This is a genomic window from Burkholderia sp. 22PA0099 (genome assembly GCF_047497165.1).
GTDB lineage: Bacteria > Pseudomonadota > Gammaproteobacteria > Burkholderiales > Burkholderiaceae > Burkholderia.
Genome location: NZ_CP163165.1, coordinates 3,337,534 through 3,364,352 on the forward strand (window position 1 = coordinate 3,337,534; position 26,819 = coordinate 3,364,352).

At 59.8% G+C, this 26,819-nt stretch carries 19 protein-coding genes and 2 pseudogenes; 10 read left to right on the top strand and 11 right to left on the bottom strand.

Annotation, left to right across the window (positions count from 1 at the left end):
* The 9 genes from AB4851_RS30185 to gspG all read right to left on the bottom strand — a co-directional run bounded on the left by AB4851_RS30185 (position 1) and on the right by gspG (position 9,074).
* A complete protein-coding gene (locus AB4851_RS30185) occupies positions 1–549 on the bottom strand; it encodes a type II secretion system protein (RefSeq protein WP_414450026.1) in 549 nt (182 codons plus the stop codon).
* The gene (locus AB4851_RS30190; RefSeq protein ID WP_414450027.1) at positions 546–3,035 is read right to left on the bottom strand and encodes a secretin N-terminal domain-containing protein; all 2,490 of its coding nucleotides are present in this window, start codon (positions 3,033–3,035) and stop codon (positions 546–548) included. The genes AB4851_RS30185 and AB4851_RS30190 overlap by 4 nt, the downstream gene beginning before the upstream one ends.
* Complete coding sequence (locus AB4851_RS30195) at positions 3,032–3,625, bottom strand: hypothetical protein (RefSeq protein ID WP_414450028.1); 594 nt, start codon at positions 3,623–3,625, stop codon at positions 3,032–3,034. The genes AB4851_RS30190 and AB4851_RS30195 overlap by 4 nt, the downstream gene beginning before the upstream one ends.
* Positions 3,626–3,686: 61 nt before the next feature.
* Positions 3,687–4,403, bottom strand: a complete 717-nt coding sequence (locus AB4851_RS30200) for a hypothetical protein (protein ID WP_414450029.1) — start codon at positions 4,401–4,403, stop codon at positions 3,687–3,689.
* Positions 4,391–4,855, bottom strand: coding sequence for a hypothetical protein (locus tag AB4851_RS30205; protein ID WP_414450030.1), 465 nt, complete (start codon positions 4,853–4,855; stop codon positions 4,391–4,393). Before AB4851_RS30205 ends, AB4851_RS30200 begins: the two co-directional genes overlap by 13 nt.
* 47 nt (positions 4,856–4,902) lie before the next feature.
* Positions 4,903–5,616: a hypothetical protein gene (locus AB4851_RS30210; RefSeq protein ID WP_414450031.1), complete on the bottom strand. Its 714-nt coding sequence runs from the start codon at positions 5,614–5,616 to the stop codon at positions 4,903–4,905.
* A 154-nt stretch (positions 5,617–5,770) separates the two neighbouring features.
* On the bottom strand, positions 5,771–7,462 hold the full coding sequence (locus tag AB4851_RS30215) for a GspE/PulE family protein (RefSeq protein ID WP_414450032.1): 1,692 nt from the start codon (positions 7,460–7,462) through the stop codon (positions 5,771–5,773).
* Positions 7,459–8,646, bottom strand: a complete 1,188-nt coding sequence (locus tag AB4851_RS30220) for a type II secretion system F family protein (protein WP_414450033.1) — start codon at positions 8,644–8,646, stop codon at positions 7,459–7,461. Before AB4851_RS30220 ends, AB4851_RS30215 begins: the two co-directional genes overlap by 4 nt.
* Positions 8,647–8,660: 14 nt before the next feature.
* A complete protein-coding gene (gene gspG, locus AB4851_RS30225) occupies positions 8,661–9,074 on the bottom strand; it encodes a type II secretion system major pseudopilin GspG (RefSeq protein WP_414450034.1) in 414 nt (137 codons plus the stop codon).
* Between the two features lie 268 nt (positions 9,075–9,342).
* Between gspG and AB4851_RS30230 the strand changes: the two genes are divergently transcribed.
* The 3 genes and pseudogenes from AB4851_RS30230 (at position 9,343) to AB4851_RS30240 (ending at position 17,199) form a co-directional block, all read left to right on the top strand.
* Positions 9,343–10,491 (top strand): phosphatase PAP2 family protein, encoded by a 1,149-nt coding sequence (locus AB4851_RS30230; RefSeq protein WP_414450035.1) that lies wholly within the window; start codon positions 9,343–9,345, stop codon positions 10,489–10,491.
* 548 nt (positions 10,492–11,039) lie between these two features.
* Positions 11,040–15,977 carry a beta strand repeat-containing protein gene (locus tag AB4851_RS30235; RefSeq protein WP_414450036.1) on the top strand — a complete coding sequence of 1,646 codons (4,938 nt, stop codon included), beginning with the start codon at positions 11,040–11,042 and terminating at the stop codon, positions 15,975–15,977.
* Positions 15,978–16,189: 212 nt separating this feature from the next.
* Positions 16,190–17,199: pseudogene (locus AB4851_RS30240) on the top strand (IS3 family transposase).
* 8 nt (positions 17,200–17,207) lie between these two features.
* Here the strand turns inward: AB4851_RS30240 and AB4851_RS30245 are convergent.
* A pseudogene (locus AB4851_RS30245) lies at positions 17,208–17,344 on the bottom strand (integrase); the annotation flags it as partial.
* A gap of 591 nt (positions 17,345–17,935) precedes the next feature.
* Between AB4851_RS30245 and AB4851_RS30250 the strand changes: the two are divergent.
* The 7 genes from AB4851_RS30250 to AB4851_RS30280 all read left to right on the top strand — a co-directional run bounded on the left by AB4851_RS30250 (position 17,936) and on the right by AB4851_RS30280 (position 25,534).
* A complete protein-coding gene (locus tag AB4851_RS30250) occupies positions 17,936–19,030 on the top strand; it encodes a substrate-binding domain-containing protein (RefSeq protein WP_414450037.1) in 1,095 nt (364 codons plus the stop codon).
* Positions 19,031–19,260: 230 nt separating this feature from the next.
* Complete coding sequence (locus AB4851_RS30255; RefSeq protein WP_414450038.1) at positions 19,261–20,319, top strand: ABC transporter substrate-binding protein; 1,059 nt, start codon at positions 19,261–19,263, stop codon at positions 20,317–20,319.
* A gap of 22 nt (positions 20,320–20,341) precedes the next feature.
* Positions 20,342–21,163 carry an ABC transporter permease gene (locus AB4851_RS30260; RefSeq protein WP_414450039.1) on the top strand — a complete coding sequence of 274 codons (822 nt, stop codon included), beginning with the start codon at positions 20,342–20,344 and terminating at the stop codon, positions 21,161–21,163.
* Positions 21,160–22,089, top strand: a complete 930-nt coding sequence (locus AB4851_RS30265; RefSeq protein ID WP_414450040.1) for an ABC transporter permease — start codon at positions 21,160–21,162, stop codon at positions 22,087–22,089. The genes AB4851_RS30260 and AB4851_RS30265 overlap by 4 nt, the downstream gene beginning before the upstream one ends.
* A 41-nt stretch (positions 22,090–22,130) precedes the next feature.
* Positions 22,131–23,165, top strand: coding sequence for an ABC transporter ATP-binding protein (locus tag AB4851_RS30270; RefSeq protein WP_414450041.1), 1,035 nt, complete (start codon positions 22,131–22,133; stop codon positions 23,163–23,165).
* 29 nt (positions 23,166–23,194) lie between these two features.
* The gene (locus AB4851_RS30275; protein ID WP_414450042.1) at positions 23,195–24,019 is read left to right on the top strand and encodes a phosphodiesterase; all 825 of its coding nucleotides are present in this window, start codon (positions 23,195–23,197) and stop codon (positions 24,017–24,019) included.
* A 309-nt stretch (positions 24,020–24,328) separates the two neighbouring features.
* A complete protein-coding gene (locus AB4851_RS30280; RefSeq protein WP_414444371.1) occupies positions 24,329–25,534 on the top strand; it encodes an MFS transporter in 1,206 nt (401 codons plus the stop codon).
* Between the two features lie 262 nt (positions 25,535–25,796).
* Here AB4851_RS30280 and AB4851_RS30285 read toward each other — a convergent pair whose 3' ends face one another.
* A complete protein-coding gene (locus tag AB4851_RS30285; protein ID WP_414444370.1) occupies positions 25,797–26,732 on the bottom strand; it encodes an EamA family transporter in 936 nt (311 codons plus the stop codon).
* Positions 26,733–26,819 lie beyond the last annotated feature (87 nt).

Genomic DNA, 26,819 nt, shown 5'->3' on the forward strand with positions numbered 1-26,819 from the left:
TCACCACTGGCGGTAAGGGACGTTGTTCATTCCAACGCCACTCGATCGAGAGTAAACGTCATACACGTCGTCACCTTCTTCAGGTGCCTCGGGTGGACTCTTGTAGGCACGCTTGCCCCAACTGCTCTCCGCATCGTTGGCAGTCGCGTCCATTGGATCTCGAGGAATTCGACGCAGGAAATAAAGCATCTTCCCATCGAGACTCTGTCTGTCTTTAACGCCTTCCACCAGATCGGACAGCCTGTGTGGGTATCCCGAGTCGCCAAGCTTCAACTCGATACGCCCTTGGTCTGCGGCCCGCTTATATGCATCGATCGCTTCACGAATCTCCACCAGATTGATCCGCAGCTCGTGCTCGCGCTCTCGGGCCATCATCGCTTTGGCGGACGGAATTGCGACCGATGCAAGCACACCCATGATGCCAAGCGTGATCATCAACTCTACATACGTAAAGCCAGCACTACGTCTTCCGGTATGTGAGCAGAAACTCGTCTTACGCGAACGAAACGGACTCATCATTCGACGTTTCAACAGCATCTCGAGCTTCATTTGCTCTGCCCACCGACGATGGTGATTGACTGCACCGGCAGCGCCGACGTAGCAACCGCCGGCTGCGGCGTCGCTGATTGCACAATGATCTGCGCTTGCGGCGCTGGTGCGATAGCTTTCAGCACCAACGTCAACAGGCTACCCGTGCCAGATACCGGCCCGGACGGTGATTGCAGTTGCAGGTTGATTTGACCGTTTCCGACCTTGCTGCTCGACGCTGCCTGGCCGCCGGCCTGACTGAAGAAATCGCCTGCAGTGAGGTTCATCACCTGAAATTGCGCGGGATTGAATCCGATCGAAATCGGCATGCTAGAGATCGGCTGCGTGGACTGCGCCTGAAGCGTAAGACTAAACTGCTGCCCCACCGACACCTGTCGAGGTCCTGTCCAGCCAAGCAACATCTGCCCGTTGGATGCATCGTCCTGGGCGACGCCGTCGTTCGCAGCCGCGTCGCTAGCGGTCGTACCCGTCGACAAGGCACTCCCTGCAACACCTGCGGAAGCGGCGCTACCGAATCCACCGCCGACAGAATTCACGCTGCTGCCGACCGCACCGCTATTCGTCGCGGCCGGACGAGAATCCGAATTTTTCTTCTCGGACACCGGTTGCACAGCCTTGGGCGCCGCTGATTCCACGTTACTGATTGCTAGGCCTCGGCCGCCGAGGTCGGTCTCTGTCCCCGACTCGAACTCTGCAGCGCTGAATGCTGGACGATGCAGGGTCCGCACCAGATGCGGCGTAATCGCAAGGACGATTTCCGTCTTTTGATTGTTGTTGTTTTGATTGCTGAACAGCTTACCGAGCACCGGAAAGTTACCCAGACCAGGAACCTTATTGGCGGCCCGTGAATCCTGGTCCTGTATCAGGCCGCCGAGAATTTGCGTCTCCCCGTCGCGTAACTGGAGCACCGTGGATGCGTTACGGGTTCCGATCTGGTAGACGACAGTTCCGCTTTGCTCCGTGATCTGGCTGTCGATGGAACTCACCTCAAGCGACAAATCTATGCCGATTTCGTGATCGAGATAGATGGTCGGCTGCACCTCGAGCTTCAGACCTACATCAACGTAATTGACGCTGTCCGACACGAACCCAGTTGCCGTGGACGTCGTAGTCACTACGGGCACGCGATCACCGATCATGATCTTCGCCTTTTCCTTGTTCTTCACACGAATTCTAGGGTTGGCGAGCACATCCGCATCGGTGTCCTGTTGGTTCGCATTGAACGTCATCGGCGATATGGTTGCCGTGATGCTGCCGGAATTCAGGTGTGTGAGCTGCTGCAACGTCAGCGATGATGTTGACGTGGAAGAATTCGATGTATTCGTAGTACCGGTGTTTCCCGTTTGCGACTGGGATTGCGCCGCCTGCAAACTGATCTGATTCGGCCATTGGATGCCGAGATCTAACAGCCTTGAGCGCTGAATTTCCATCACTTCGACTTCGAGCATCACCTCTGGCTCACCCACATCGGAGACCGCAATCAGTTTCTCGGCCAAGCGAACGGCTTCCGGTGTGTCCCGTACCACGATGAGATTGAGCTTTTCGTTGACGTCCATGTCCTTCAACTTGAGGATCGCCTTCAGCGTCGCTGCAACCTGTTTGGCTTCGGCATTCGCCAGGAAAAAGTTACGTACGATGAGCGTCTGATAGTCCTTCTGCTTCTGTGGAGTATTGGGATAGACCAATACACTGTTGTCGTTGAGAATTTTCTCGCCGAGCTGGTTGGTCACGAGAATGAGGTGAACGGCATCTTCGACGGTGGTGCGAGACGCAGACACATTCACCTTAGTGTCGGTTTTGACGTCCTTGTCGAAGAAGAAATTGACGCCGGACACTTTCGACACCATGCCGAACACGCTTTGAAGGCTGGCATCGTGGAACTCAAGCGAGATCGGCTTGCGGAACGCCGCCGCCAAACGCTTGCCGGCGCTCGGCTTTCCAGCCCGGCTGACGGCGATATCGCCCACAATCTTTTGCGCCTGCGGGTTGTCTGGATTTTCGGCCAAGACGCCGCGCACGATCTCATCCGCGCCGTCGATATCTCCATCCGTCAGGAGCTTACTGGCATCGGCGAGGCTGCCGGATTCTCTCGATTGATTCTTGAGCATCGCGATGTCGGCGGTGGCAACCGCATTGCCCGGATCGATATCCAGCACAGCACGATAATGACGTTCCGCCTGACCTGGATCTTGAGCAGATCTCGAGCGGTCGCCAGCCTGAAGCTCATGCTCCACAGCTGCTTGCTTGGTATTGTTGAGCGCGGCACGCATTTCGATGTTGTCGGGATGCGCGTCTACCGCGGTTCTGAGCTTGGCCAATGCTTCGGGATAATGTCCTTGCGCCGCGAGCCGTGTGCCCTCGAGATAGGAATTCGATGGGGTCGTACAACCGGCCAGCACGACAAAACACAGCGTGATTAAATGACCAGGCAACGCGCGCAGGCGCACATGCTCGCTCGTGACAAGAGCCCCAAATTTCCGGATCACGGATTAATACCCTGTTGTTCGTTTGACGTGCCGTCGGGACCTGCATCGAGGGCCAAGGTCTGCCTGGTTTGTGTCGGCAGATAAGTGAAAATCAGTGCGTTCGTCTTGATCGAATCGAGGCGGTAGCTTCCATTAACGGTATCGCCCTCGTGCGCCAGCGTCTCATCCGCGCCGTTTGCTGCAAGCAGGACGGCAATGCCGCTTCCGTCAGTCAACCGGCCCAGCATCTTGAACGGCAGAGGCGGAGCAACCGGCTTCGGAGCTGTTTGATTGATGGGCTTAGCGGGTTCCGGGCCAGCGAACAACGTGCTTGCATTCGTCTCAAAATGGCGCGTTTGCAGCACCACCAGTCGCACCTCACCGCTCGAACGATTTGCGTTTTTTCGTATATCCGACTCGACGCTCGCCCCGCTCGTCGTCGGCGTCACTGATATCGGATCGACCTGCGGATTTCTGACATGATTCGCCGCAGCGCCAACAACATCATCGACGCCATCATCGGAAGACGATACGTGGATCGCCGCCGCGACCGCACCGACGAGTCCCAGCGCGAGAATCCAATGACGAATGGAAATTTTTGGCTTCGTCACGGTCGCACCAAATACACGAAGCGAACACGCGCCTCCAGCGCGCTCCCGACTGCCGGCGCCGCTACGTAGGCCGACGGCAGAGGTAACGGCAGCGGAGGAGCAACGTCATCGGACGCCTGCGCGCGGAAATTTGTCGAGCCATTGGGGGGGACGCGACTTTCCCGATCGAGGTGTCGAAGGGAACGGACGGCAGTGGGATCGCCGACGGTTGATCCACGCGGCCTTGTCCAGTTTCGTCGCGCTTGAAGGATATGCCTTGCAACCCGAGTGTTGGCGCTTCGTTCAACGCCTGGAGTACAAACGACACGACCGACGATGCCGGACCTTTCACCGGCAGGTTGATCGCATATTTGAAAATCTTCGCTGACGTGTCGGCAGTCGGTTGGTAGTCACCACGCTCTAGCCTCAGTCCGTTTTTTTGGGCGAGCGCGAATAGCCGCTCCACCTCCAACGGAAGTTCACTTTGAGCTGGAAGCTGACGCACAAACGTCTGTAAGTCAGCACTGGCCGACTGCGGATGGCTCGGCGGCGCCGAAGCGGAATTGGCTCGCACTGCATGATGAATGTCCGCAACCAGCTCCGTATTTCCATGTCGAAGAAGCATCGCTTCAGCGATCGCGGCTGCGCAAATTGCCGACAAAAATACCGATAATGTCAGCGCGAGTCCCAAGCGGCGCTGTACATAACCGATCCAAGCAAGGATCCGCCGGCTCTGCCTACCTAACTTGACGATTCCATTTCTCAGATCCGGAAGCACATCACGACTCACGGAAGCCATCTCGCCTCCACTTCGAACTGGATGCTGCCGTCCTTTTGCGATTCGTGTGCCACCAAATAGACGTCCGCGATTTGTCGCTGGGAGGACAACTGGCTCACATATCCGGCGATGGCGGTCGCATCGTCTGTTACTGCACCGATCCGCAGCTTTCCCGTCGACGGCTCCGCATCGAGATCAAGCAAATAGACGCCCGACTCCTTAAGCGGCTTAATCGTTTGAAAGACACGATCCCACGGCAAATTGAGACCGTCGATGTAGAGATTCAACGCGAGGATTTGCTTTGTTTCCAGTGCTGTCAACGGCGCGGGCCGCCACGACGCTGCGGCATGCGCAGCGTTCAATTCATCCAATTTTCCGGCCAATGCACGATTGTCTTGAAATTTAAAACCAGCCCAGACCAAAGCCAAACTCGCCGCCACACCAGCACCCAGCATAAATAGTGCGGGCGCCACGGATAGACGGCCCCCTGTGCTCGCGTCCAACTTGAGAGACCGCACGCTCATATGCCACCTTCCATCGCCAGCGATACACGAGGCATCATGTCCGCTGCATCGACAGGAGCCAGCAATGCCGCTGGTTCAGAACAATGTGAGAGAACAGTGGTCGTCACGTCGGCAGAACATATCTCCGATTGGTATGAGCTCAGGTCAAGTACGGCCATTGGAAGTCCGGCAGGACATGCTCGCCTGAGCCGGGTACGACGCTCCATCGCGATAAGCGTACTTCGCCATTCCTCTTCGGTCGTTTTCCCGATCGACTGGTTTGATTCGGTCGGCATGAAGCGAGAGACCGTTGCGAGGTCGGCGACAAGCTTGTCTTCGAACAACACAAGCCCAACCCGCCCCGTTTCAACCACGCCGAGCCATCCGTGCTCAGGTAGCAACTGGCTATGCTGATTCACTGCCAATACGATCCATGGCGTCAGACTCGTCAAACGTGCGCCCATCCGTGCCGACATCGCTGCAATCTCGGTCTGGAGCGCGCGGTCCATTGCGAACACAAGGCGGGGCCGCCCAGGTGGTGCATCCTCGACCACAAACGTATAAGCATCCGTCACGGCACTCGCCGATGATCCCGACGTAAAGTGCAGACCAAAATAATCAGCGGCAATGGCCACGCCGCGCTTCCGCGACACCATTGCATCGGTCCACGGAAGGCGAAAGAAATGGCAGAGCGAGAGCGACAGGCTAACGGTTAGCGTGAGGCTCGGCATCCAGCGGCGCGTACTTCTACTGAACGTACTCGTGATGCACATCTCTAGCGAAGCGAGTGCCTCTCGCCAGCTTGCGTGATGAGTCTCGTGATGTGAGGTTCCGTTCGCGTATAACTTGAAGCCGCGATCCGACAACCCTACCTCGATTCGCTCGCTACGAAACCACACGAAGCACCTCGTCGATCGTGGTTTCACCTGCCGCAACGAGTTCGAGCGCAATCTCGCGTATCGGACGCATTCCGCTCGTTGCTGCAGCAGCTTTGAGTTCGGTAATCGGTGCTTTGGTAGCAATCAATCCGCGAACGATATCGTCAACTAAAAGCACTTCAGCAACAGCCTTCCGCCCTTTGTATCCCGTTCCGCGACAGTACCCGCAACCCCGTCCCGCCATCAGGCGCCAACCAGTAATCGCGCGTCGATCAAGACCAAGTCGTGCAAGCGAACCATCGTCAACTTCAGATGGCGCCACACATCGGGGGCAACTAATCCGGAGCAGCCGCTGAGCAACAATGCCGTTCAACGCTGCCGAAAAACTATATGGATCGACCCCCATGTAAAGAAACCGCCCGAGCACGTCGAATACGTTATTTGCGTGCACCGTGGTAAGCACGAGGTGGCCAGTCAGGGCAGCCTGCACCGCGATCTGCGCTGTTTCCCCGTCACGAATCTCGCCAACCATGATCTTGTCCGGATCGTGGCGCAGGATCGAACGCAAGCCGAGTGCGAATGTCAGGCCTTTCTTCTCGTTGACTGGAATCTGAAGGATCTGCGGTAGCCTGTACTCGACCGGGTCCTCAATGGTGATGATCTTGTCGCGACCCGTGTTGATCTCGGTAATCGCCCCGTAGAGGGTCGTGGTCTTGCCGCTACCGGTCGGTCCCGTGACCAGAAGCATTCCATGTGGCCGTGCGGAAAGTCCGCGAATTGTCTCTTGGGTCGATATGTCGATACCCAGATGATTCAAGGTCAGTTGCTGGCTCGCCTCCGTCAGGGTCCGTCGATCCAGAAGACGCAGCACTGCATCTTCGCCAAAGATATTTGGCATGATCGATACACGGAAATCCACATCCCGTCCCTGCATACGCAGCCTGAACCGACCATCTTGAGGAATGCGGCGCTCGGCAATATCGAGCTCCGCTAGTACCTTGATCCGGGAAATCGTGCGCTCTGCCGTTTCAGCGCCTCTCACCGTGGTAATCGGTACGAGAACACCATCGACACGGTACTTGACGACCAGGCCATCCGCCTCGCGCTCAATATGTACGTCGCTAGCCCCTACCTTGAGTGCGTCGTACAGCGTCGAATTTACCAACCGAACGACGGTGCTCGCATCCTCACTGATTCGCACCAGCGAAAGATCTTCCACGAAGTCTGCGGATTCGTTTGCGCTGTGCTCTTCGGCAATCGCATCCATCGCTCGCATACCGCCTTCGAGCCGGGTGAGATATGCCGCGATGTCCGCTCGGTGCGCCAAGACGAGTTTGGCCTGACCGTGGAACCGCACATGTATCCAGGCTTCGAGTTCGATCCCGAACGGATCTCCGAACACGATGAACAAGGCACGCACAAGATCTGAAGGATCACGCAACGCGAGAATGCCTCGGGACGCTGCCTCCGCGAAAGGGAGTTCGTCGAAATCAGGCGTCAGTCGGTCGAGATCCGCCATCGAGAAACGCGGATAACCAAACACATTAGCCAACTCACTGCAAAACGCATCTGCTGTCAGTCCACTCTGCGCTTCCAGCACATCGACCAACGGCCTGGCCTCGGCACGGGCCACCGCTCGCGCAGCCTCGAGGGCCGTTGGCGAAAATTCGAACGTCGATATCTCATGCGGCGCATTCATTGCAACGACCCCGCAAGATCGAAGATAGGCATGTAGAGCAAAACCACGACAGAGCCGATCACGAGTCCCATCGCACTCATCAGTACCGGCTCCAGCAGCCGCGATGCCCAGTCCACCCAACGAGCGATCTCGTCGTCATGGAACCGTGCGGCGCGCTCCAGCATGTCGTCGAGGCGACCGGACCGTTCGCCTACCCTCAACAGACTCGCAGCGATCGCAGTCGCGAGCGACTCCTGCTCCAAGGCCGAGGTCAAGTCGCTTCCCTCTTCAACCGCCCTGCGTGCGCGCTCGAGTGCCGCGCGCTGTTGGGGCGGAAAGAGGCCCGCGCCCATCGACAGTGCCTTAGTGAGCGGGATGCCCGCCGCCAGCAGCAGCGCGGTTGTTCGATAAAAACGAGCGAGTCGAAACTCGACGGCACGAGGCGCCACGAAAGGCAAGGAGAGCAGCATTTCGAGCAGCATCCTGCGGGTAGCCACAGATCTGAGAGCAAGTACACATGCCATCGCTGCGCTCGCCGCAATTACACCCAGCAGCCCCCAGTGCTGATCGATCTGCATACCGAATGCGAGCAGGAGCCGAGACGCAATCGGCGTCTCGCGCCCCGCCCCCTCATACACCGCTGCAAACCGAGGTACCACATAACCGAGCAGGAACAACGTGACCGTCAAGCCGACACCGATCAACATGACTGGATAGATCGATGCGGATACCAACTTTTTGCGCAACAAATCGAATTGAATCCGATAGGCAACAAACCGCGATAGCGCGTCGACAAGATTGCCCGAGCGCTCAGACGAGCGAACTGTGGCCACATATAGGTCGGGAAATGTGTCAGGACGCTGCGCAAGCGCATCGGAAAAGCCTTTCCCTTCTCGCAACTCATGCAAAACATCGGTAAGCACGGAACGTGGTCCCGCTCTGCGCTCTTTGGACTCCAGAGTCTGCAGCGCCTCGATGAGCGATAAGCCTGCCTCAAGCAGTGCAAGCAATTCTTGACTAAAAAGCACAAGATTAAATTTGGCAGACTGCTTTGCTGGACGCGACGGCGATATCTCGGACGATATGGCAACGACCATCAACCCGCGCGATGCAGCCGTGCGTAGCGCTTCGGCCTCACTATCCGCATCGAACGTGATTGTCTCTGGCCTGCCTCCTGCTCCGGAGACCTGCACATTGATTTTCATGGATGTGGCTCGCGTTAGCGCCGGATTTCAGCGTTTTCGCCAGATCCACCGGGCTGCCCCGTCTTCCCGTAGGAAATTAGGTCGTATTCGGCGCCACTGGAGCCGGGTAGCCGATAAACGTATGGATGCCCCCAAGGATCAGCAGGTACGGCTCGTTCAAGATACGGCCCGGACCAACTGGATTCGTCGGCAGGTTTAGACGTGAGCGAGGCAAGTCCTTGCTCAGTGCTGGGATAGTGACCAGTATCAAGACGGTACTGATCAAGTGCTTTAGCAAAAGAAGTGATCTGTGCTGCCGCAACCTTCCGCTCCGATTTTCCAAGCTGAGCGAAATACCGCGGTCCTACATAAGCCGCCAATAGGCCAATGATGACCATGACGACTAACAACTCAAGCAGAGTGAATCCTCGTGCCTTGCGCCGAATCATGACTACTTCCCCCGAATCCACTGAGCCTCAACTGCACTCTTATCGTGGCGGCCAATTTTCTTAATAGTGTTCCGCTGTCGAAGCCTACCTGACAGCGTTGGCGGAGTGTATCAGAGGCTCACAAACCTTCAATTACACAAATCGACGACGTTGTTTTTAAGCACGTAAGATTTTTCCGACATGAAAGTCAGGCGAGTACTTCTCATATTGTTATTACAAATATAATTCAATATTCTTTCAATTAATTTTCACAACCAAACTCCTCAAGTTGACCGCTTTCTCGCCGATCCTCAAATTACATATCGAGAGGGGTATCTGCATCACAAGGACTCAATCCAAAGTAGTTAAAATTTTTCAACGCTACGTTTCTCAAAGATGGTACATTTCCAACAAAACAAACGCATCGATCAAAATAATACGAGCTTCTTTCATCGGCTCAAGAGAGAAAATTTTGAAAACACCGGCCATCGTCATAAAAAATTCATTCCCCGATAAAATATCGGCACTCCAGATAGCTTGGGCAACAATCATTTTCATCACTCTCGTCGATTTTCTTTGGCTGAGGGAGTGGAGCTTTCAGCTCATTATTGGCCCCAAGTTGAAAACATCCATCTCCATAGCCGCAATAATATTTGTCAATCAATGGATCAAGTATCGATCCCGATCCGATACCAATGAGAATTCAGTCTGGCTGACCCGTCTGCGAGACTTGTCGTTCACCGGTCAATGGATGATTGCTCTCGCTGCTTTTTGCACCGCAACAAGCATCCTGTCCAGCCTTTCAGTCGCAATTGCTGCACCGTTGATCGATGATCAGTTGGCGTGGATCGACCAGGCTGGAGGTTACGACTGGCTCGCTTGCTATCAATGGGTTCAAGGCCATCCGTTTTTGCTTCTTGTCCTTCATTTAGCCTATATCAGCGGACTGGCGCAGATGATCGTTGTCCCAGTGGCTCTCGGAATCACCGGACACAAAATTGAATTAATTAAACACATCGCCCGACTTATGCTTGCAATACTGACTTGCATCGCGATTGCTGCATTCTTTCCAGCGGCAAGTGCTTTTTTGCATTTTCATGTTACAGATCCAGAGACATTAAATACCGTGTCCACGTTTCTTCCTCTTAGAGAGGGAACGCTCCGCGTGATTGATCTTAGTATCTCGCAAGGATTAGTATCGATGCCGTCGCTGCACGCAACGTTTGCCATCCTTTTCGCTTATGCGCTGCGGCAGGCGGCTTTGTTTTCCAATGTTGGCACAGCTCTCAACGTTCTGATGCTTGCCTCGACACCAACACAGGGCGGCCACTATCTCAGCGATGTCATCGGGGGAATTTTGCTAGCGGCGCTAGTCATTGTTCTGGTCGAGAAGATGTCTGCCCACCAAAACAACCGTGAACAACCTCGATCCATATGAACTCTTGGACCTTACGGCAAAAGTCCAGACTGAGAAAATTGGAAGTTTCTGGAAAATTCAAGGCCTTGACGGGCGAGAGGTATGCCACGTTCGTATCATCGATACTCGTGCACCCATCGTGCTCGCGTAACCGACACAGCGTCGCCACGTGCGGTGTGTCCTACGCATCAGCGGCTGACAGTCATGAAGTCGTCGTCGACGTGTCAAGCAACTGCCAAAGCCACGTGCTTGCGTGCGTTCTTTCCACGCCACGACTACTTTGCGTCCTGTTTTCGTGGCGACAAGCCCTGTGGGCCGCGTGCCCAATTGTGTTAGCAGTTCTAAATCAGGTCGAGTTGAAAACTAAATTCGCTTACCGTTTGGCTTGCGTGAAGGTAGGCCTATACAGTTCGCGTAGCTGTTGATGTATTAAAATAACGCCGCCCTGATGGACTGAAAGGTGACGGCATCAAAATAATATGCGTCACTAATAACAAGGGGTTGTGATGCGATTCGTATCGACGGGGAAGTCGCTCACGCGTCAATTACGCAAAGAGCGAGTTTGTAAAGTGGCCAACGAATTGCTCTCTGTAGCATGTGCTCCTCTAGTAAGTCGCTCAGCGATTGGACTCGCTTTGTTTGCTGCCGGGATCCTGCCTTTCCCAAGCCAAGCGGCCGTTCAATTTGCCTATGATCTTTCTGGAAGATTGATCCAGGCTACTTCATCGGACGGTACTGCAGTCCAATATCAATATGATCCTGCTGGAAACTTGCTCGCTGTCCAGCCGCTTTCAACAGGCTCCATTTCGATCACCTCTTTTTCACCATCTGGCGGACCCACTGGTACGCAAGTCACGATTTCGGGAGTCGGATTTGATGCGACGACTGCCAACGACACCGTGACAATTGGAGGTGCTGCAGCGCAGATTGTGTCCGCAAGCACGAATCAGCTTATTGTTATTGTTCCCGATGCAGCTGTCACTGGACAAATATCAGTGAGTGATGCGGTGGGCACTGCGACCAGTCAGGGCAATTTTATGATCGGTTCATTGCTCGCGGTCGGCAACCCCGCTGTCTCTGCTTCCATTTCACCTGGAGCGTCGACAACGTTGACGTTCTCGGGTAAGGCTGGGGATGGATTGTCACTTAGTATCAGTGGACTCACTCCAGGGGGAACCGTCACGGCCACAGTTGCGACGCCCGATGGCGTTACTTTGACTACTTGCAATACGTCCGGCTCGTCGTTGCTCTGCGCGCTACCCACACTTCCTATCGACGGAACGTACACACTGACATTTTCAGCTACAGTGGGTGCATCCAGCACATCGGTACAAGTTATCCCAGATGTATCAGGTGGCACACTTTCACCAAATCTGACAGATTCTTTTAATGCAACCGCAGGAACACCTGCAATCAGCTATACATTCGTTGCAACAGATCATGAGAATGATCTGGGGTTGTCGCTTGGCCAAGACAGCATCTCTGGAAATACTAATATCACGGTTTATGGTCCGACTGGCTCAGTTATTTCAAGTACGACAGTCACGCCCGCTACGGTTCCTGCACAAATTAACTTCGGGACATTGGGAGGTGGTTCATATCGAGTTCGTATCATACCTGCCACACTGGGCGGCGGAGCCCTGCAGGTCACGCTAAGCCAGTTTGTATCAGCGGGGACATTGGTGCCTGGCGGCGCACCTGCGTCAGTCGATCTCGCAACGGGACAAAGTACTGGACTCTCGTTCAACGGCAAGCAAGGTACCGACTTGGGGATTGGTATTGACTCATTTAGCTCCGCTCCGGTTGGGCAGTCCGTTATCTTGTCGTTGCTAAATTCCAGTATGACGCAGATTTGGTCAGCGACTGTCACAGGCAACAGTAGTTTCGCTTTGCCAATGTTGCCAGTTGACGACACTTATACGCTATCGATCAATCCGGGTGCGGCATCTTCGAAATTCAATCTTCACCTGACGAGCGATCTAGCGACGCTGCTGTCGTTGGATGGATCTGCAGTCACATTTGCGCCCTCCACAGTTGGCGTGAATGCGTCCTATACTTTCGACGGAGTTGCTGGTCAGGGTTACTCGCTTTCCTTCCTCAGCAATAGCTTTCCACAACCGGTCAACGTCTACGTGATGCGTCCCGACGGCGTACAGTGGTTGCAGACGACACTATATACGAGCAGTACTGCGACGCAGTTCAGTCTCCCGAACGCGCCAATTGGCGGCACCTACACTGTTCGCGTCGTTCCAAGCGGGACGGTGGCAGGAACGTTAGTGGTTGGCGTGACGAAAAACATCGCTAGCAATTTGACAATCGACGACGCGCCGATCGCTGGAAACCTCGCAGCGGGTCAGACAACTACGCTGAATTTCTCCGGTTCGATGGGCCAGCTCCTCGGGGTCGGTCTTACCGACTTCTCGACAGTGCCATCGGGACAGCCTCTTTCACTTAATCTTGCTGATTCAAGCGGAACAGTGATAGATCGATGCACCGTCACGATATCCGAAGCGAGCAGAATGAACGCGGCAGGATGTGCTTTGCCTGCCCTTCCCGCTGACGACACCTATTCGTTAATCGTTAGCGCTGGAGCCAATGCAGCGAATTTCCACCTCGCACTTGTCTCGGATCAGATCGGAACACTGAGCCCAGGCTCTGTTCCATCCGTTTTCACAACTGGCAAGGTGGGGCAGAGCGCGTCCTATCAATGGCCTACCCAGCGGGGGCAAAATTATGTCGTTAGCTTTTCGGCCGTCACGGCGATTGGCGCGACTGGAGCATATCTCTACAATCCGGACGGCACATTGAATAGCTCCGGGACAATTTTAGAGGGAGTAAATTCACAAGTTTCTCTGACCCCGGCGATCACAAACGGCAATTATTCAATTCGTTTAACGCCTACCGCCTGGGAAACACAGGTCGATAGCATGTCAATTTCACTATCGAATGTCGGCACGTCTCCTATCGGAGGTAGTACAGCAGGAGCACTTGCCGTCGGAGCACCGGTGAATGTGGACATCACGAACGGGCAGACCACCTCTTATACTTTCTCTGGAACACGTGGTGAATATGTCGGACTCGGGTTCAGCAATTTTAGCGGCGCTGGTGTCAACGTAGTCGTAGCCAATTCGAGTGGAACGACTCTAGCCTCATTTCCTGTTTCGGCCACGACCGGTTATGCGCTACCTAGGCTGCCTACGACCGACATTTACACTGTGTCTATCGTCGGCGGATCGGCAGAGGCCAACTTCAATTTGACGATGTCACCGGATCAAGTGGCAAGTGTTACGTTAAATGCGTCACCTACGATTTTCAATTCAAATATCGTAGGACAATACGCATTAGCACAAATGACAGTCGCGGCCGGGAAAACTTATACTATTGGGGTGCCAGCAGATACGTTTTCTGGTTCGATGAGCCTATATATTTATCTTCCCGACGGGACTTTATGGCAGGACTATTTGTCACAAATCAATCCAGCAAATTCGTCAACGTTCCCTGCGTATATCACGCTTCCCGTAGTGCCTGTCACCGGCACCTACTCAGTACGATTTGTCCCCGACACGGCTGCGACCGGAAGCATCTCGGTGTCGCAATTGCAGACAATCGCCGCAGGTACAATCACGCCTGGGAATGTAGAGCACGACGTTTCTTTACAGCCTGGTCAACCTGTCAGCTACAGCTTCGCCGGCGCCAAAAATCAGATGTTTGGAATTGGTCTAGTGAATGCATCACTACCCTCCAATTCGTATTTCAATTTGTCGCTCACGAATTCGAACGGAGTTCAAGTTTGGGCGTATAACACACTATCCGACCGAGCATTTGCAATTCCCGCGTTACCCAAAGATGACACATATGTACTCACATTCAATATCGGGAGTACATCGGGCACGTTTGGATTCTATTTGACGCCGGATATTACTGCGACGCTTCAGGTCAATGGGGCGGCGTTGAAGTTTGCTCCCACCGTAGCAGGCCAAGATGCCTCCTACTCGTTTTCTGGCAATGCAGGTCAAAATTATACGATCTCTTTTTCCGGAAACGACTATACAAGCGTCTCCGTGTACAAACCAGATGGCGCACTTTTGACGCAACAATATCTCTATCAAGGTTTTACGACGAGCAAGATAGAATTAAAAGATCTGCCAGTAGATGGGTCGTACATTGTACGAATGGTCCCACTTGCGGGAACTCCAACTGGAATTTCAGTCGGAGTATCGCACGCGATTCCTGGCGTGCTAATCCCAGGCGGATCGAGTGTGCCTATTAATCTTGCAGCGGGTCAACAGGCTATTTATTCATTTAGTGGCAATGTTGGCGACGCGCTGGGGTTGGGATTGACGAATCTGGTGACAAATCCGGGGAATTCGCGGATCAATTTGACGTTGTCCGGACCAGATGGCACGCAATTATGGACGATTGATACTTCGGATACGACAGCCTCATTTGCGATGCCGTATCTCCCAGTGACTGGGATGTACACGCTGTCCGCCACTCCACAATCATCTTCAGCTGCATTTAACTTGCAGCTACCAATAGACCAATCAGGAGATATAGGGGTTAACTCCACTTCACCAACATTTACGTCGACAACTGTTGGACAAAATGCAACGTATGATTTTTCTGGGCAGGCTGGCCAACATTACACCTTGGCTCTGGCAGGAAACACTCGCCAGGATTCATTCGCAGTTTATGTGTACAACCCTAATAATAGTTTATGGATGCAGACAGTTGTCAGTAACTCGTGGCTAGACTTCGAGATTGACTTACCTAATGCGCCGGCAACTGGCAGCTACCATGTCCGCCTCGTTCCAACTGTGGGTAATTCTGGAAGTGTGACGGTTGGTGTAGCACAAAAGACAACTTCGACAATAACCCCAGGGGGAGGTGCTTTTTCAGTGAACCTGTCCCCCGGCCATGATCATGTTTATACGTTCAGTGGAACTCAGGGGCAGTCGCTTGGCGTCGGGCTATCAAATTTTTCGACCATGCCTAATGGACGCTCAATTAATTTGACGCTGACTGGTTCGGACGGATCTACGGTATGGAGTAATAACACGAATTCTGATTCAGGTTTTATTATTCCGGCTTTACCGAAAGATGGAGTCTATTCATTATTAGTTCGCTCGGATGGGGCGGGCAGTTCGTTCAATTTCGATCTGACCGTCGACAAGCCTTTTCCGCTCGTGCTGGGCAATCCGCCAATGAGCCTTGTGTCAACTGAGGTTGGGCAAAATTTTATCTCGACGTTCAATGTCTATTCCGGGACGGATTTTATACTTAATTTAGATTCAAACTCGCACTTAGACAGTTTAAAACTTTATGTGTATCGCGCAGACGGAAGTCTTTGGGATCAGGAAACTATTTTACCAGGAGAGAATTATCAATCTGATTTTCATCCAACAGTGACAGGTTACTGTGTAATTCGAATTGCACCTTATCTTGGTCATTCTGGGACGGTAAACGTTGGCATTGGTACTCCAAGTTCAGTTACTGTAGAAAATTGACGTAATTTTCGAAAATTTATCGGCACCGACCTCCTTTCCACTAACCAAGCGCCTAGTTGAAAGGAGGTCAGGAGTTGACATCCCCCCGAAAAAGCGTAGCGGCGAAAGCAGGAGATTTCAGGCAAATTTGAAGTCCTGACGGGCGGGAGGTTTGCATGAAGAAATCGAGGGACACGGAAGAGCAGATTGCCTTCGCGTTGAAGTAGGCCGAACTGGGCACCACGGTCACGGAAGTGTGCCGGAAGATGGGCAGAGGCCACGTTCTACAACCGGAAAAGAGGTATGGCGGCCTCGGCGTGTCGGAGCTACGGCGCCTGAAGCAACTGGAAGAGGAAAAGGCCCGACCCAAGCGCGTGGTGGCCGACCTCAGCCTGGACAAGCAGATGCTGCAGGAGGTGGTGCAAAAAAAGCTATGAAGCCGGCGCGCAAACGCGCGCTGGCTGACTTCTCGATCCAGGCCTATCGCGTAGCGTATTGCAGTTGCGTCAGATCACGTATTTTTCTCAGCCTAATCCACGTGACGACCGCGCCAAACACCAACGCATCCGGGAAATTGCCGAAACCCGGATTCGATATGGTGTAGAGCGCATCCACGTCTTGTTGCGACGCGAAGGCTGGCTAATCAGTCACAAGAAGACGTATCGGATCTACTGCGAGGAAAAGCTGAATTTGCGGCGCAAGCGGCCGCGCCGGCGCGTGGCCGCCGCGCACCGCATGGAGCGGCCGGAAATCTCTACCGTCAACACGTGCTGGAGCATGGACTTCGTGGCCGATCAGCTGTTCAACGGGCAAAAAATCCGCGCCTTAACTGTGGCCGATAATTTTAGTCGGGAGAGCGTGGCGATCACGGTCGATTACGCCTTGAAGGCAGCCGATGTCGTCGCTACGATGAAACATCTGAAATCGCTTCGTGGCACACCAAAACGCATACAGGTCGATAACGGCAGCGAGTTCATCACACACACATTGGATCACTGGGCGTATGAAAGCGGTGTGACCTTGAACTTCTCACGCCCTGGCAAACCCACGGATAATCCGTTCATCGAATCGTTCAACGGTAGCTTGCGGGACGAATGTTTGAACGTCACTGGATGATGCCCGGGAAAAGATCGAGCACTGGCGGCAGGATTACAACGAATTCAAACCGCACAGTTCGCTGAGCGATCTGACGCCGCGCGAGTTCCGGCTCGCACACCTTAAGGCCGGAAACCTCCAAGTCTAGGCGCTCGGAGCGACGGATTCGAACGAGTTAGAGGCCGCTAATACCGCTGCGCGCTTGTCCGCCTTTTTGGCCTCCCCTGGGTCCACGCCTGCGGCGAGCTTCTTTCGGGCCCATCCCTTTTTTCACGCTCCGCTGCCAGTGACACATATAAAAAACCCGTGAAGCCTGACGCTTTCACGGGTTTCTGAACTTCATCGATGCGCTTCGAACTGCGATCTGGTGCCGGGGACCGGACTCGAACCGGCAAGCCAATCAAGGCGGCGGATTTTCGTCACACTGCTTCTTTCAAAGCCGGCTACGCTTGACGCGGCCGTTCGTGCGCTGGACTATGCCTTCGCCGTCGTCTGCGCGCGTAACCCGCACGCGTGACCTTAGGCGCCCCCCGTCTAGTCTCTACACCTTCCCGAGCGTCGCGCACGCGACAATCGGGCTTGGCTCGGCGTTGCCTCGGCACACCGTTGCGCGCCAGGGGTTTCACCGAATTTGAGGGGTTCTGCACCAGCCGTTTCCGACCGGGCACTCAATCATTTAAGTCCGCTATGTCTACCAATTTCATCACCCCGGCTGAAAGGGCGGTCCGCATTCTACCACTGGTCCGGCACGACTTCGCAGCGCTCTGCCGCCATCCATGTAGCGGCGCAAAAACAACAGCGCGCAAGGATCGGCCGGCCGTCACGGAAGCGTCACAATCGCTGCCGATAATCGACAATGTAAACGTTTACATCCGCGAGATTCCATGACTTCGACCATCAAGGATGTGGCAGCCCTGTCCGGTTTTTCGATCGCGACGGTGTCGCGCGCGATCAATGCGCCGCACACCGTCAGCCCCGGCACGCTGGCGACCATCCGGGCGGCGATCGACACGCTGCAGTTCCGCCCGAACCCGCTTGGCCGCCAGTTGCGCAGCGAACGCACGCAGTTGGTGGGGGTGATGTTGCCGACGCTCGCGAACCCGGTGTTCGCGGAGTGCCTGCAAGGGCTGGACGAACTCGCCTCGCAGGCCGGCTTCAAGCTGATCGTGATGAGCACGGAGTATGACACGGCACGCGAACGGCATGCGATCGAAACGCTGCGCTCGCAGCGCGTCGAAGGGCTGATCCTGACGGTCGCGGACGCGCACGCCCACCCGCTGCTCGATGCGCTCGACGCGGATGGCCAGCTCTACGTGCTGATGCACAACGACACGCCGCACCGCCCGTCGGTGGCGGTGGACAACCGGCTCGCGGCCTACGACGGCGTGAGCCGGCTGATCGCGCGCGGCCATCGCCGCGTGCTGATGCTGGCCGGCTCGCTGTCGGCGTCGGATCGCGCCAAGCAGCGCCACCTCGGCTACACGCAGGCGCTCGCCGATCACGGCCTGACGCCGCTGCCGGTGCTCGAGGTGGACTTCAACGCGCCGGTCCTGCCCGACGCGGTGCTCGCGCACCTGACCTCGGAAGCCACCCGCCCGACCGCGATTTTCTGCAGCAACGACCTGCTCGCGATGGTGGTCATGCGCGGCCTGCGCGGCGCGAATTTCAACGTGCCCGACGATTTCTCGGTGCTCGGCTTCGACGGCCTGGCGATCGGCGAACTGCTCGCGCCGTCGCTGGCGAGCGTCGCCTCGCCGAACCGCGAGATCGGGCGCTCGGCCTGGCGGCGGCTGGCCGAACGGCTGGCCGGCAATACCCACGAGAAGCCGGCGCTCACGCTGCCGCACACGCTGCGCGACGGCGGCTCGATCGCCACGCTGCCCGGCACGCCGGCGGCGCGGCTGCCGCGCCGCGCCACCGACGTGGAGGTGGGCATCGCCACGAACGCCGACGCCGGCAACGCGGCGCCGAACGCCTGAAGCCGCAGCCCGATGTTCACCGTGCCCCGCTCGCCCCGTCCAACCCACCGGCCCGATTCGCGCCGTCGTTTCACTTCGGTATCCATACCGATCGGGCCGATCCCGGCACACGGCGGCGTCCGCTGCCGCCACGCATCGAGCGCGCGGCACGTACCGCCCCCCGCCCCGTCCTCGGCAGCGCATGTCGCCCAGCATACCGACGCCCTCGCCCCCGTCAGGAGACTTGCTTGATGTTTCGCCCACGCTTCCCGCGCGCGCTGTCGACCGCGCTGCGCCGCGCCGCTTGCGCGCTGGCGGCCCTGGCCGCGCTCGGTTCGCTGGTTGCGATCACACCGGCTGCCGCGCGCGATGACGACACCGCGATCTGCTACAACTGCCCGCCCGAATGGGCCGACTGGGCGGCGCAGATCGCGGCGATCCGGCAGAAAACGGGCATTCGCGTGCCGGCCGACAACAAGAACTCGGGCCAGGCGCTCGCGCAACTGATCGCGGAGCAGAAAAGCCCGGTGGCGGACGTGGTGTACCTCGGCGTGTCGGCGGCGATGCAGGCCAAGGCCCGGGGCCTGGTCGAGCCGTACAAGCCGGCGCACTGGGATCAGATCCCCGCCGACATGAAAGATCCGCAAGGCTACTGGTTCGCGATCCATTCGGGCACGCTGGGCTTCTTCGTCAACAAGGACGCGCTCGACGGCCGGCCGGTGCCGCGCTCGTGGGCCGACCTGCTCAAGCCCGAGTACAAGGGGATGGTCGGCTACCTCGATCCGTCCAGCGCGTTCGTCGGCTACGTGGGCGCGGTGGCGGTCAATCAGGCGCTCGGCGGCTCGCTCGACAACTTCGCGCCCGCGCTCGACTGGTTCCGCAAGCTCAGGGCGAACCGGCCGATCGTGCCGAAGCAAACGTCCTACGCACGCGTGCTGTCGGGCGAGATCCCGATCCTGATCGACTACGATTTCGACGCCTATCGCGCCGAATACAAGGACCGCGCCAACGTGGCGTTCGTGATCCCGGCCGAGGGCACGATCACGGTGCCCTACGTGATGAGCCTGGTGAAGAACGCGCCGCACGCGGCGAACGGCCGGAAGGTGCTCGATTTCGTGCTGTCCGACGACGGCCAGAAGCAATGGGCCGATGCCTACGTGCGCCCGGTGCGCGCGCAGACGATCAGCCCGGCGGCGGCCGCGAAATTCCTGCCGGCAAGCGACTACGCACGTGCGAAGAAGGTCGACCTGAACAAGCTGGCGGCGAGCCAGCAGGCGTTCGGCCAGCAGTACCTGCAGGCGCTGCGGTAAGCGGGCGGAGCGAGACCACACGATGCGCGATCTCACGTTCCCCGCTGGCTGGCGCATCGCGCTGGTCGCACCGGCGCTCGCGGTGTTCGCGGCGTTCTGGCTGCTGCCGATGGCGGTGCTCGCGCGCGTGTCGGCCGGCGACGATCTGGTGGCCACCTATCTCGCGCTGCTCGGCAACGCGCGCTACATGACGAGCCTGGCCTCGACGGTCGCGCTGTCGGCCGCGGTCACGGCGCTGACGCTGGCGCTGGCGACCGCGTCGGGGCTGCTGCTCGCGCGCCGCCGCTTCGCCGGCAAGCGCCTGCTGGTCGCGCTGCTGACCTTCCCGCTGGCGTTTCCGGGCGTGGTGGTGGGCTTCATGGTGATCATGCTGGCCGGGCGGCAAGGCCTGATCGGCGTGCTGTCGGCCAGGCTGACCGGCGACCGCTGGGTGTTCGCCTATTCGGTGGCGGGCCTGTTCGTCGGCTACCTGTATTTCTCGATTCCGCGCGTGATCGTCACGGTGATCGCGGCGGCCTCGAAGCTCGATCCGTCGCTGGAGGAAGCGGCGCGCTCGCTCGGCGCGTCGCCGTGGCGCGTGTTCATCGACATCGTGCTGCCCGCGCTCGCGCCGGGCCTGATCGCCTCGGGCGCGATCTGCTTCGCCACCTCGATGGGCGCGTTCGGCACGGCGTTCACGCTGGCCACCGAGCTCGACGTGCTGCCGATGACGATCTACACCGAGTTCACGCTGAACGCGAACGTGGCGACGGCGGCGGGCCTGTCGATCGTGCTCGGCCTGGTGACGTGGGCAGTGCTGGCCGTGGCGCGCAGCCTGACCGGCCAGACGGCGGCGGCGGCATGAACGCGCCGCGATCCACGCAACATTGCGCGGCTCGTCTCGGACGGCGGCTGCCGCGTCTGCCGCATCTGCCGCATCTGCCATCAGGCCGTGCCGTCGCGGCCGGCGTGCAATGGGCCGTCACGCTCGCGCTGTGCGCGTTCCTGCTGGTGCCGGTGGCGATGTCGGTGCTGGCCGGGTTGACCGTCAATTATTTGCGCGGGCCGTCGAGCGGCCTCACGCTGCGCTGGCTCGGCCAGGTGTGGACGCAGTATCACGACTCGGTGTTCCTCTCGCTCGAAGTGGCGGCGGCCACGCTGGCCGTCACGCTCGCCACCGGCGTGCCGGCCGCCTACGCGCTGGCGCGCAGCCGCCATCGCGCGGCGCGGCTGGTCGAGGAAGCGCTGGTGCTGCCGGTCGCGCTGCCGGGGCTGGCGTCGGCGCTCGCGCTGCTGGGCGTGTACGGCGGCTTCACGGCGTTCCGCACCAGCCTGTGGTTCATCGTCGCCGGGCATGTGGTGTTCACGCTGCCGTTCATGGTGCGTGCCGTGGCGGCGGTGGCCGCGCGCGCCGACCTGCGCACGCTGGAGGAAGGCGCGGCCAGCCTCGGCGCATCGTTCCCGACGCGCTTCGCGACCATCGTGCTGCCGAACCTGCGCCCCGGCATCGTGGCCGGCGCGCTGGCCGTGCTGACGCTGTCGATCGGCGAATTCAACCTGACCTGGATGCTGCACACGCCCGACACCAAGACGCTGCCGGTCGGGCTGGCCGATACCTACGCGTCGTTGCGCATCGAGGTCGGCAGCGCCTACACGATCCTGTTCCTGCTGATGACGCTGCCGCTGCTGGTGGCGATGCAATGGCTCGGCGTCGATGCGACCGGCACGCGCGTGGGCGACGCGTCGAGCGCGTCGACCCGATCGCCTCGATCGCGCGAGCCGTCCGCCTGAATGCAACCCATGCTCCCCTGCCTCCCCTGCACTGCCCGCCGATGAAGCTCGATTCGATCCCCGTCACGCTGACGCGCTGCGCCAAGACCTTCCGCGCCACGCGCGTGCTCGAACCGCTCGATCTGGCGATCGGCGCGGGCGAGACAGTGGTGCTGCTCGGCCCGTCCGGTTGCGGCAAGACCACCACGCTGCGCCTGATCGCCGGCCTCGACACGCCCGACGCGGGCGGCACGATCGCGTTCGGCGACAAGGACGTGACCGCGCTGCCGATCGAGCGCCGCCAGGTGGGCATGGTGTTCCAGAACTACGCGCTGTTCCCGAACCTGTCGGTGCGCGGCAACGTCGGCTACGGCCTGAAGATCCGCCGCACCGATTCGGCCACGCTGCGCGCGCGCGTCGACGAGCTGCTCGCGATGATGCAACTGACCGCGCACGCCGAAAAACCGGTGACCGAACTGTCGGGCGGCCAGCGCCAGCGCGTCGCGCTGGCCCGCGCGCTGGCGGTGCGTCCGCGCGTGCTGCTGCTCGACGAGCCGCTGACGGCGCTCGACGCGAAGCTGCGCGACACGCTGCGCCGCGACATGAACGCGCTGCTGCGCGAGCTGGGCGTGACGACCGTCTACGTGACGCACGATCAGGCCGAGGCGATGGAGCTGGGCGACCGCATCGTGGTGATGGGCGCGGGCCGCATCGAGCAGATCGGCACGCCGCGCGAGATCTACTACCAGCCGGCCAACCGCACGGTCGCGCAGTTCATCGGCACGCTGAACCGGCTCGCGGGCGTTTGGCGCGACGGCGCGCTGCACACGGCCGGCGGCGCGGTGCCCGGCGTTCGCCCGGCCACCGAACTGTTTTTCCGCCCCGAGGACGCTCAACTGGCCGATCCCGACGATCCCGCCACGCATCTGCGCGGATTGGTGGCGGCCTGCGCGTTTCTCGGCGAACGCACCCGGCTGACCATCGAACATGCGGCGCCCGATGCGGTCGTGATCGACGTGCCCGGGCGCATCGCGCTCGCGCGCGGCACGGCCGTCGGCCTGACGATCGCCGCCCAAGGCCTGATCGCACTCCCCTGATTCCACTTCGCCACACCCCAGGACACACCATGCTGCTCGCCCAGATCAGCGACCTGCACATCAAGCGCCCGGGCGCGCTCGCCTACCGTCGCGTCGATACCGCGGCCAGCCTCGCGCGCACCATCGCGCGCCTGAACGCGCTCGCGCCGCGCCCCGACGCCGTGCTCATCACCGGCGACCTGACCGATTTCGGTCACGACGAGGAATACCAGCACCTGAAACGGCTGCTCGCGCCGCTCGAAATTCCGTATTACCTGCTGATCGGCAATCACGACGAACGCGGCGCGCTGCGGCGCGTGTTCGACGAGCGCGCCGAACTGCAGGGCGGCGAATTCGTGCAGTACGCGCTCGATCTCGGCCCGCTGCGCCTGATCGCGCTCGATTCGCAGACGCCCGGCGTGAGCGGCGGCACGCTGTGCCCGGCGCGGCTCGGCTGGCTCGCCGACGAACTCGACGCGGCCGCGCGGCGCCCGGTGATCGTCGCGCTGCATCATCCGCCGTTCGCCTCGGGCATCGATCACATGGATCGCCAACGGCTCGACCCCGAGGCGTCGCGCCGCCTCGATGTGCTGCTGCGTCGCCACGCCAACGTCGAGCGTGTGTTGTGCGGGCATGTGCATCGCACGCTGTTCGCGCGCTTCGGCGGCACCATCGCGTCGACGGTGCCCGCGCCGGCCCATCAGGTGGCGTTCGACCTGCGCCGCGACGCGGCGCCCGCGTTCGCGATCGAGCCGCCGGCCTTCGCCGTGCATCGCTACGATCCGGCCGAGGGGCTGGTTACTCATCATGTCTATGTCGAGGAGAGTGATGGGCCGCACCCGTTTTATGACGCGGCGGGGGCGCTGATCGACTGACGGGCGGGGGGGGTTCGGGGTTTCGGCACTTCGGCACTTCGGCACTTCGGCACTTCGGCACTCGGCACTCGGCACTCGACACTCGACACTCGGCACTTCGCAGCGTGGCGCAGAAAGGCACCGGGAGGCGCTGGACCGGAAGACGTGAATCGCCACCGCGCAACCAGATCGCCGCGTCGGCAGAGTTCATGCCGCTCCGGTATGATCGGCAGCCTTTGTCGGTCGGTCGGTCGGGCCGGCGCGTGCGCATGCGTTGCGCGCACGGCGTCTCATCGCCCCGGCGCCGCCACGCTTCGATCCGCTCTCGCCATGTCCAGCTCATCCCGCTCCGCCGCTTCGCCGTCCGACGCCCACCGCCACTACTCGCGCGGCCTGCTGCTCCTGCTCGCGACCATCGCGGGCGTATCGGTCGCCAACATCTACTACAACCAGCCGCTGCTCGGCGCGCTGCGCAACGCGTTCCCCGCCGACGCCAACTGGATCGGCGTGGTGCCGACCGCCACCCAGCTCGGCTACGCCGCCGGCATGCTGCTGCTCGCACCGCTCGGCGACCGCTTCGACCGCCGCAAGCTGATCCTGCTGCAGATCGCGGGCCTGTCGGTCGCGCTGCTGGTGGCCGCCGCGGCGCCCGCGCTGCCGGTGCTGGCCGCGGCCAGCCTGGCGATCGGCGTGCTCGGCACCATCGCGCAGCAGGCCGTGCCGTTCGCGGCCGAAATCGCGCCGCCGGCCGAGCGCGGCGCGGCGGTCGGCACGGTGATGAGCGGGCTGCTGATGGGAATCCTGCTGGCGCGCACGGCGGCCGGCTTCATCGGCGAATACCTGGGCTGGCGCGCGGTGTTCGTGGCGTCGGTGGTGGCGTTGATGGCGGTGGCCGTGGCGGTGCTGCTGCGGCTGCCGCGCAGCACGCCCACCTCGACGCTGCGCTATCCGCAGTTGCTGGCCTCGCTCTGGCATCTGGCCGTGGAGTTGCGCGGGCTGCGCTACGCGGCGGCCACCGGCGCGGCGATGTTCGGCGCGTTCAGCGCGTTCTGGCCCGCGCTCACGCTGCTGCTGGCCGGCGCGCCGTTCCACTACGGGCCGCAGATCGCGGGCCTGTTCGGCATCGTCGGCGCGGCGGGCGCGCTGGCCGCGCCCTATGCGGGCAAGTCGGCCGACCGGCGCGGGCCGCGCGCGGTCATCACGCTGTCGATCTGGCTGGTGGCGGTGTCGTTCGGGATCTTTGCCGTGTCGGCGAGCAGCCTGATCGGCCTGGTGATCGGCGTGATCGTGCTCGACGTGGGCGTGCAGGCCGCGCAGATCTCGAACCAGTCGCGCATCTACGCGCTGAAGCCCGAGGCGCGCAGCCGCGTCAACACGGTCTACATGGTCTGCTATTTCATCGGCGGGGCGCTCGGCTCGTCGGCCGGCGTGGAAGCATGGCACCTGGCCGGCTGGAGCGGCGTGTGCGCGGTCGGGCTGGCGTTCGCGGTGCTGGCCGGCGCGATACATCATCGCGGCGCGCGGCATACGGATTGAGGCGGCGCGGGTGGAGCGCTGCGGGTACTACGGATGCAGGCGGTGCGGATAGAGCGCTGCGGGCATTACGGGCACAAGCGGTGTAGATAGAGCGCTGCGGGCACTGCGCGGACGCAGACGGCACGGATACAAGCGCAGGGGGCACGATCGGCACTGGCGGCGCAACACACCCGCCCCCGAACCGCCCGTCACGCACGGCTCGCGCCGCTCCCAGGCCACCCGCCACCGTCCCGCCGGCCGGCCGGCAGCACCCACCCTCACCTCACCGCGCCGGCTTGCGCGCCGGATCGCAGACGAACGACAAGCCCACGCTGCCGAGAATCGCCAACGTGGCGATCACCGTGGCGGTCGTCACCGGCTCGCCGAGCAGCAGCGCGCCGAGCGCCACGGCGACGATCGGATTCACGTACATGCAACTGCTCGCCAGCACCGGGCTGGTGTTGCGGATCAGATAGCCGTACGCCACATACGCGATCATCGTGCCGAAGATCATCAGGTACAGGAACGCGAGCGTCGGCAGCGCGGCGAAATGCACGCTGCGCTCGCCGAGGAAGAACGCCGCGGTCGACGAGGCCAGCCCGCCCAACCCGATCTGCAGCGCGGTCGAGAGGAACAGGTCCGACGGCAGCTTGAGCCGGCTCGACAGATGCACGCCGCCCGCCCAGAACAGGCCGCCGCACAGCACCGAGATGCTGCCGAGCGTCGAGCCCGGTGTGGACGGCCCGCCCGAATTGAGGATCACGATGCCGACCATGCCGAGCCCGACGGCCACCCACTCGCCGCGCGCGACCGCACGCCCGGCGATCGCGGCGATCACGGTGGCGAACAGCGGCACGGTGGCCACCATCACGGCCGCCGAGCCGCTGCTGACGGTGCGCATGCCGAGCGCGATCAGCCCCGACGACGCGGCCACCAGCATGGTGCCGACGATCGCCGCGTTGCGAACCTCGATCAGCGACGGCATCGCCGGCTTGCGGCGCATCGCGAACACGAACAGGCCGATCCCGGCGATGCCGTTGCGCATCCCCGACAGCAACAGCGGCGGGAACGCCTCCAGTGCGATATGGAGCGCCAGATACGTGGAGCCCCACACGAAATAGATGAACGCGAGGGCCAGCGCGACGCGCCCGCCTCGGCTTTCGGGCAGACGGAAGCGGATACGCCCCGCGAGGGCGAGCAGTCGATCGAACGGGGTCATGGTTCAGCTCGACGCGAACGTGGCGATCAGCGCGGACGACGAGGCGAGGCACGGTCGAGGCGCGCCAGACACGGGCGGCACCGACGG

Bases quoted from the DNA above. Each gene is read 5' to 3' on its own strand.
- AB4851_RS30185 (WP_414450026.1), bottom strand. From the start codon at position 549: ATGAAGCTCGAGATGCTGTTGAAACGTCGAATGATGAGTCCGTTTCGT.
- AB4851_RS30285 (WP_414444370.1), bottom strand. From the start codon at position 26,732: ATGACCCCGTTCGATCGACTGCTCGCCCTCGCGGGGCGTATCCGCTTC.
- AB4851_RS30280 (WP_414444371.1), top strand. From the start codon at position 24,329: ATGTCCAGCTCATCCCGCTCCGCCGCTTCGCCGTCCGACGCCCACCGC.
- AB4851_RS30220 (WP_414450033.1), bottom strand. From the start codon at position 8,646: ATGAAAATCAATGTGCAGGTCTCCGGAGCAGGAGGCAGGCCAGAGACA.
- AB4851_RS30270 (WP_414450041.1), top strand. From the start codon at position 22,131: ATGAAGCTCGATTCGATCCCCGTCACGCTGACGCGCTGCGCCAAGACC.
- AB4851_RS30260 (WP_414450039.1), top strand. From the start codon at position 20,342: ATGCGCGATCTCACGTTCCCCGCTGGCTGGCGCATCGCGCTGGTCGCA.
- AB4851_RS30255 (WP_414450038.1), top strand. From the start codon at position 19,261: ATGTTTCGCCCACGCTTCCCGCGCGCGCTGTCGACCGCGCTGCGCCGC.
- AB4851_RS30200 (WP_414450029.1), bottom strand. From the start codon at position 4,403: ATGGCTTCCGTGAGTCGTGATGTGCTTCCGGATCTGAGAAATGGAATC.
- AB4851_RS30275 (WP_414450042.1), top strand. From the start codon at position 23,195: ATGCTGCTCGCCCAGATCAGCGACCTGCACATCAAGCGCCCGGGCGCG.
- AB4851_RS30250 (WP_414450037.1), top strand. From the start codon at position 17,936: ATGACTTCGACCATCAAGGATGTGGCAGCCCTGTCCGGTTTTTCGATC.
- AB4851_RS30210 (WP_414450031.1), bottom strand. From the start codon at position 5,616: ATGCCGAGCCTCACGCTAACCGTTAGCCTGTCGCTCTCGCTCTGCCAT.
- AB4851_RS30215 (WP_414450032.1), bottom strand. From the start codon at position 7,462: ATGAATGCGCCGCATGAGATATCGACGTTCGAATTTTCGCCAACGGCC.
- gspG (WP_414450034.1), bottom strand. From the start codon at position 9,074: ATGATTCGGCGCAAGGCACGAGGATTCACTCTGCTTGAGTTGTTAGTC.
- AB4851_RS30265 (WP_414450040.1), top strand. From the start codon at position 21,160: ATGAACGCGCCGCGATCCACGCAACATTGCGCGGCTCGTCTCGGACGG.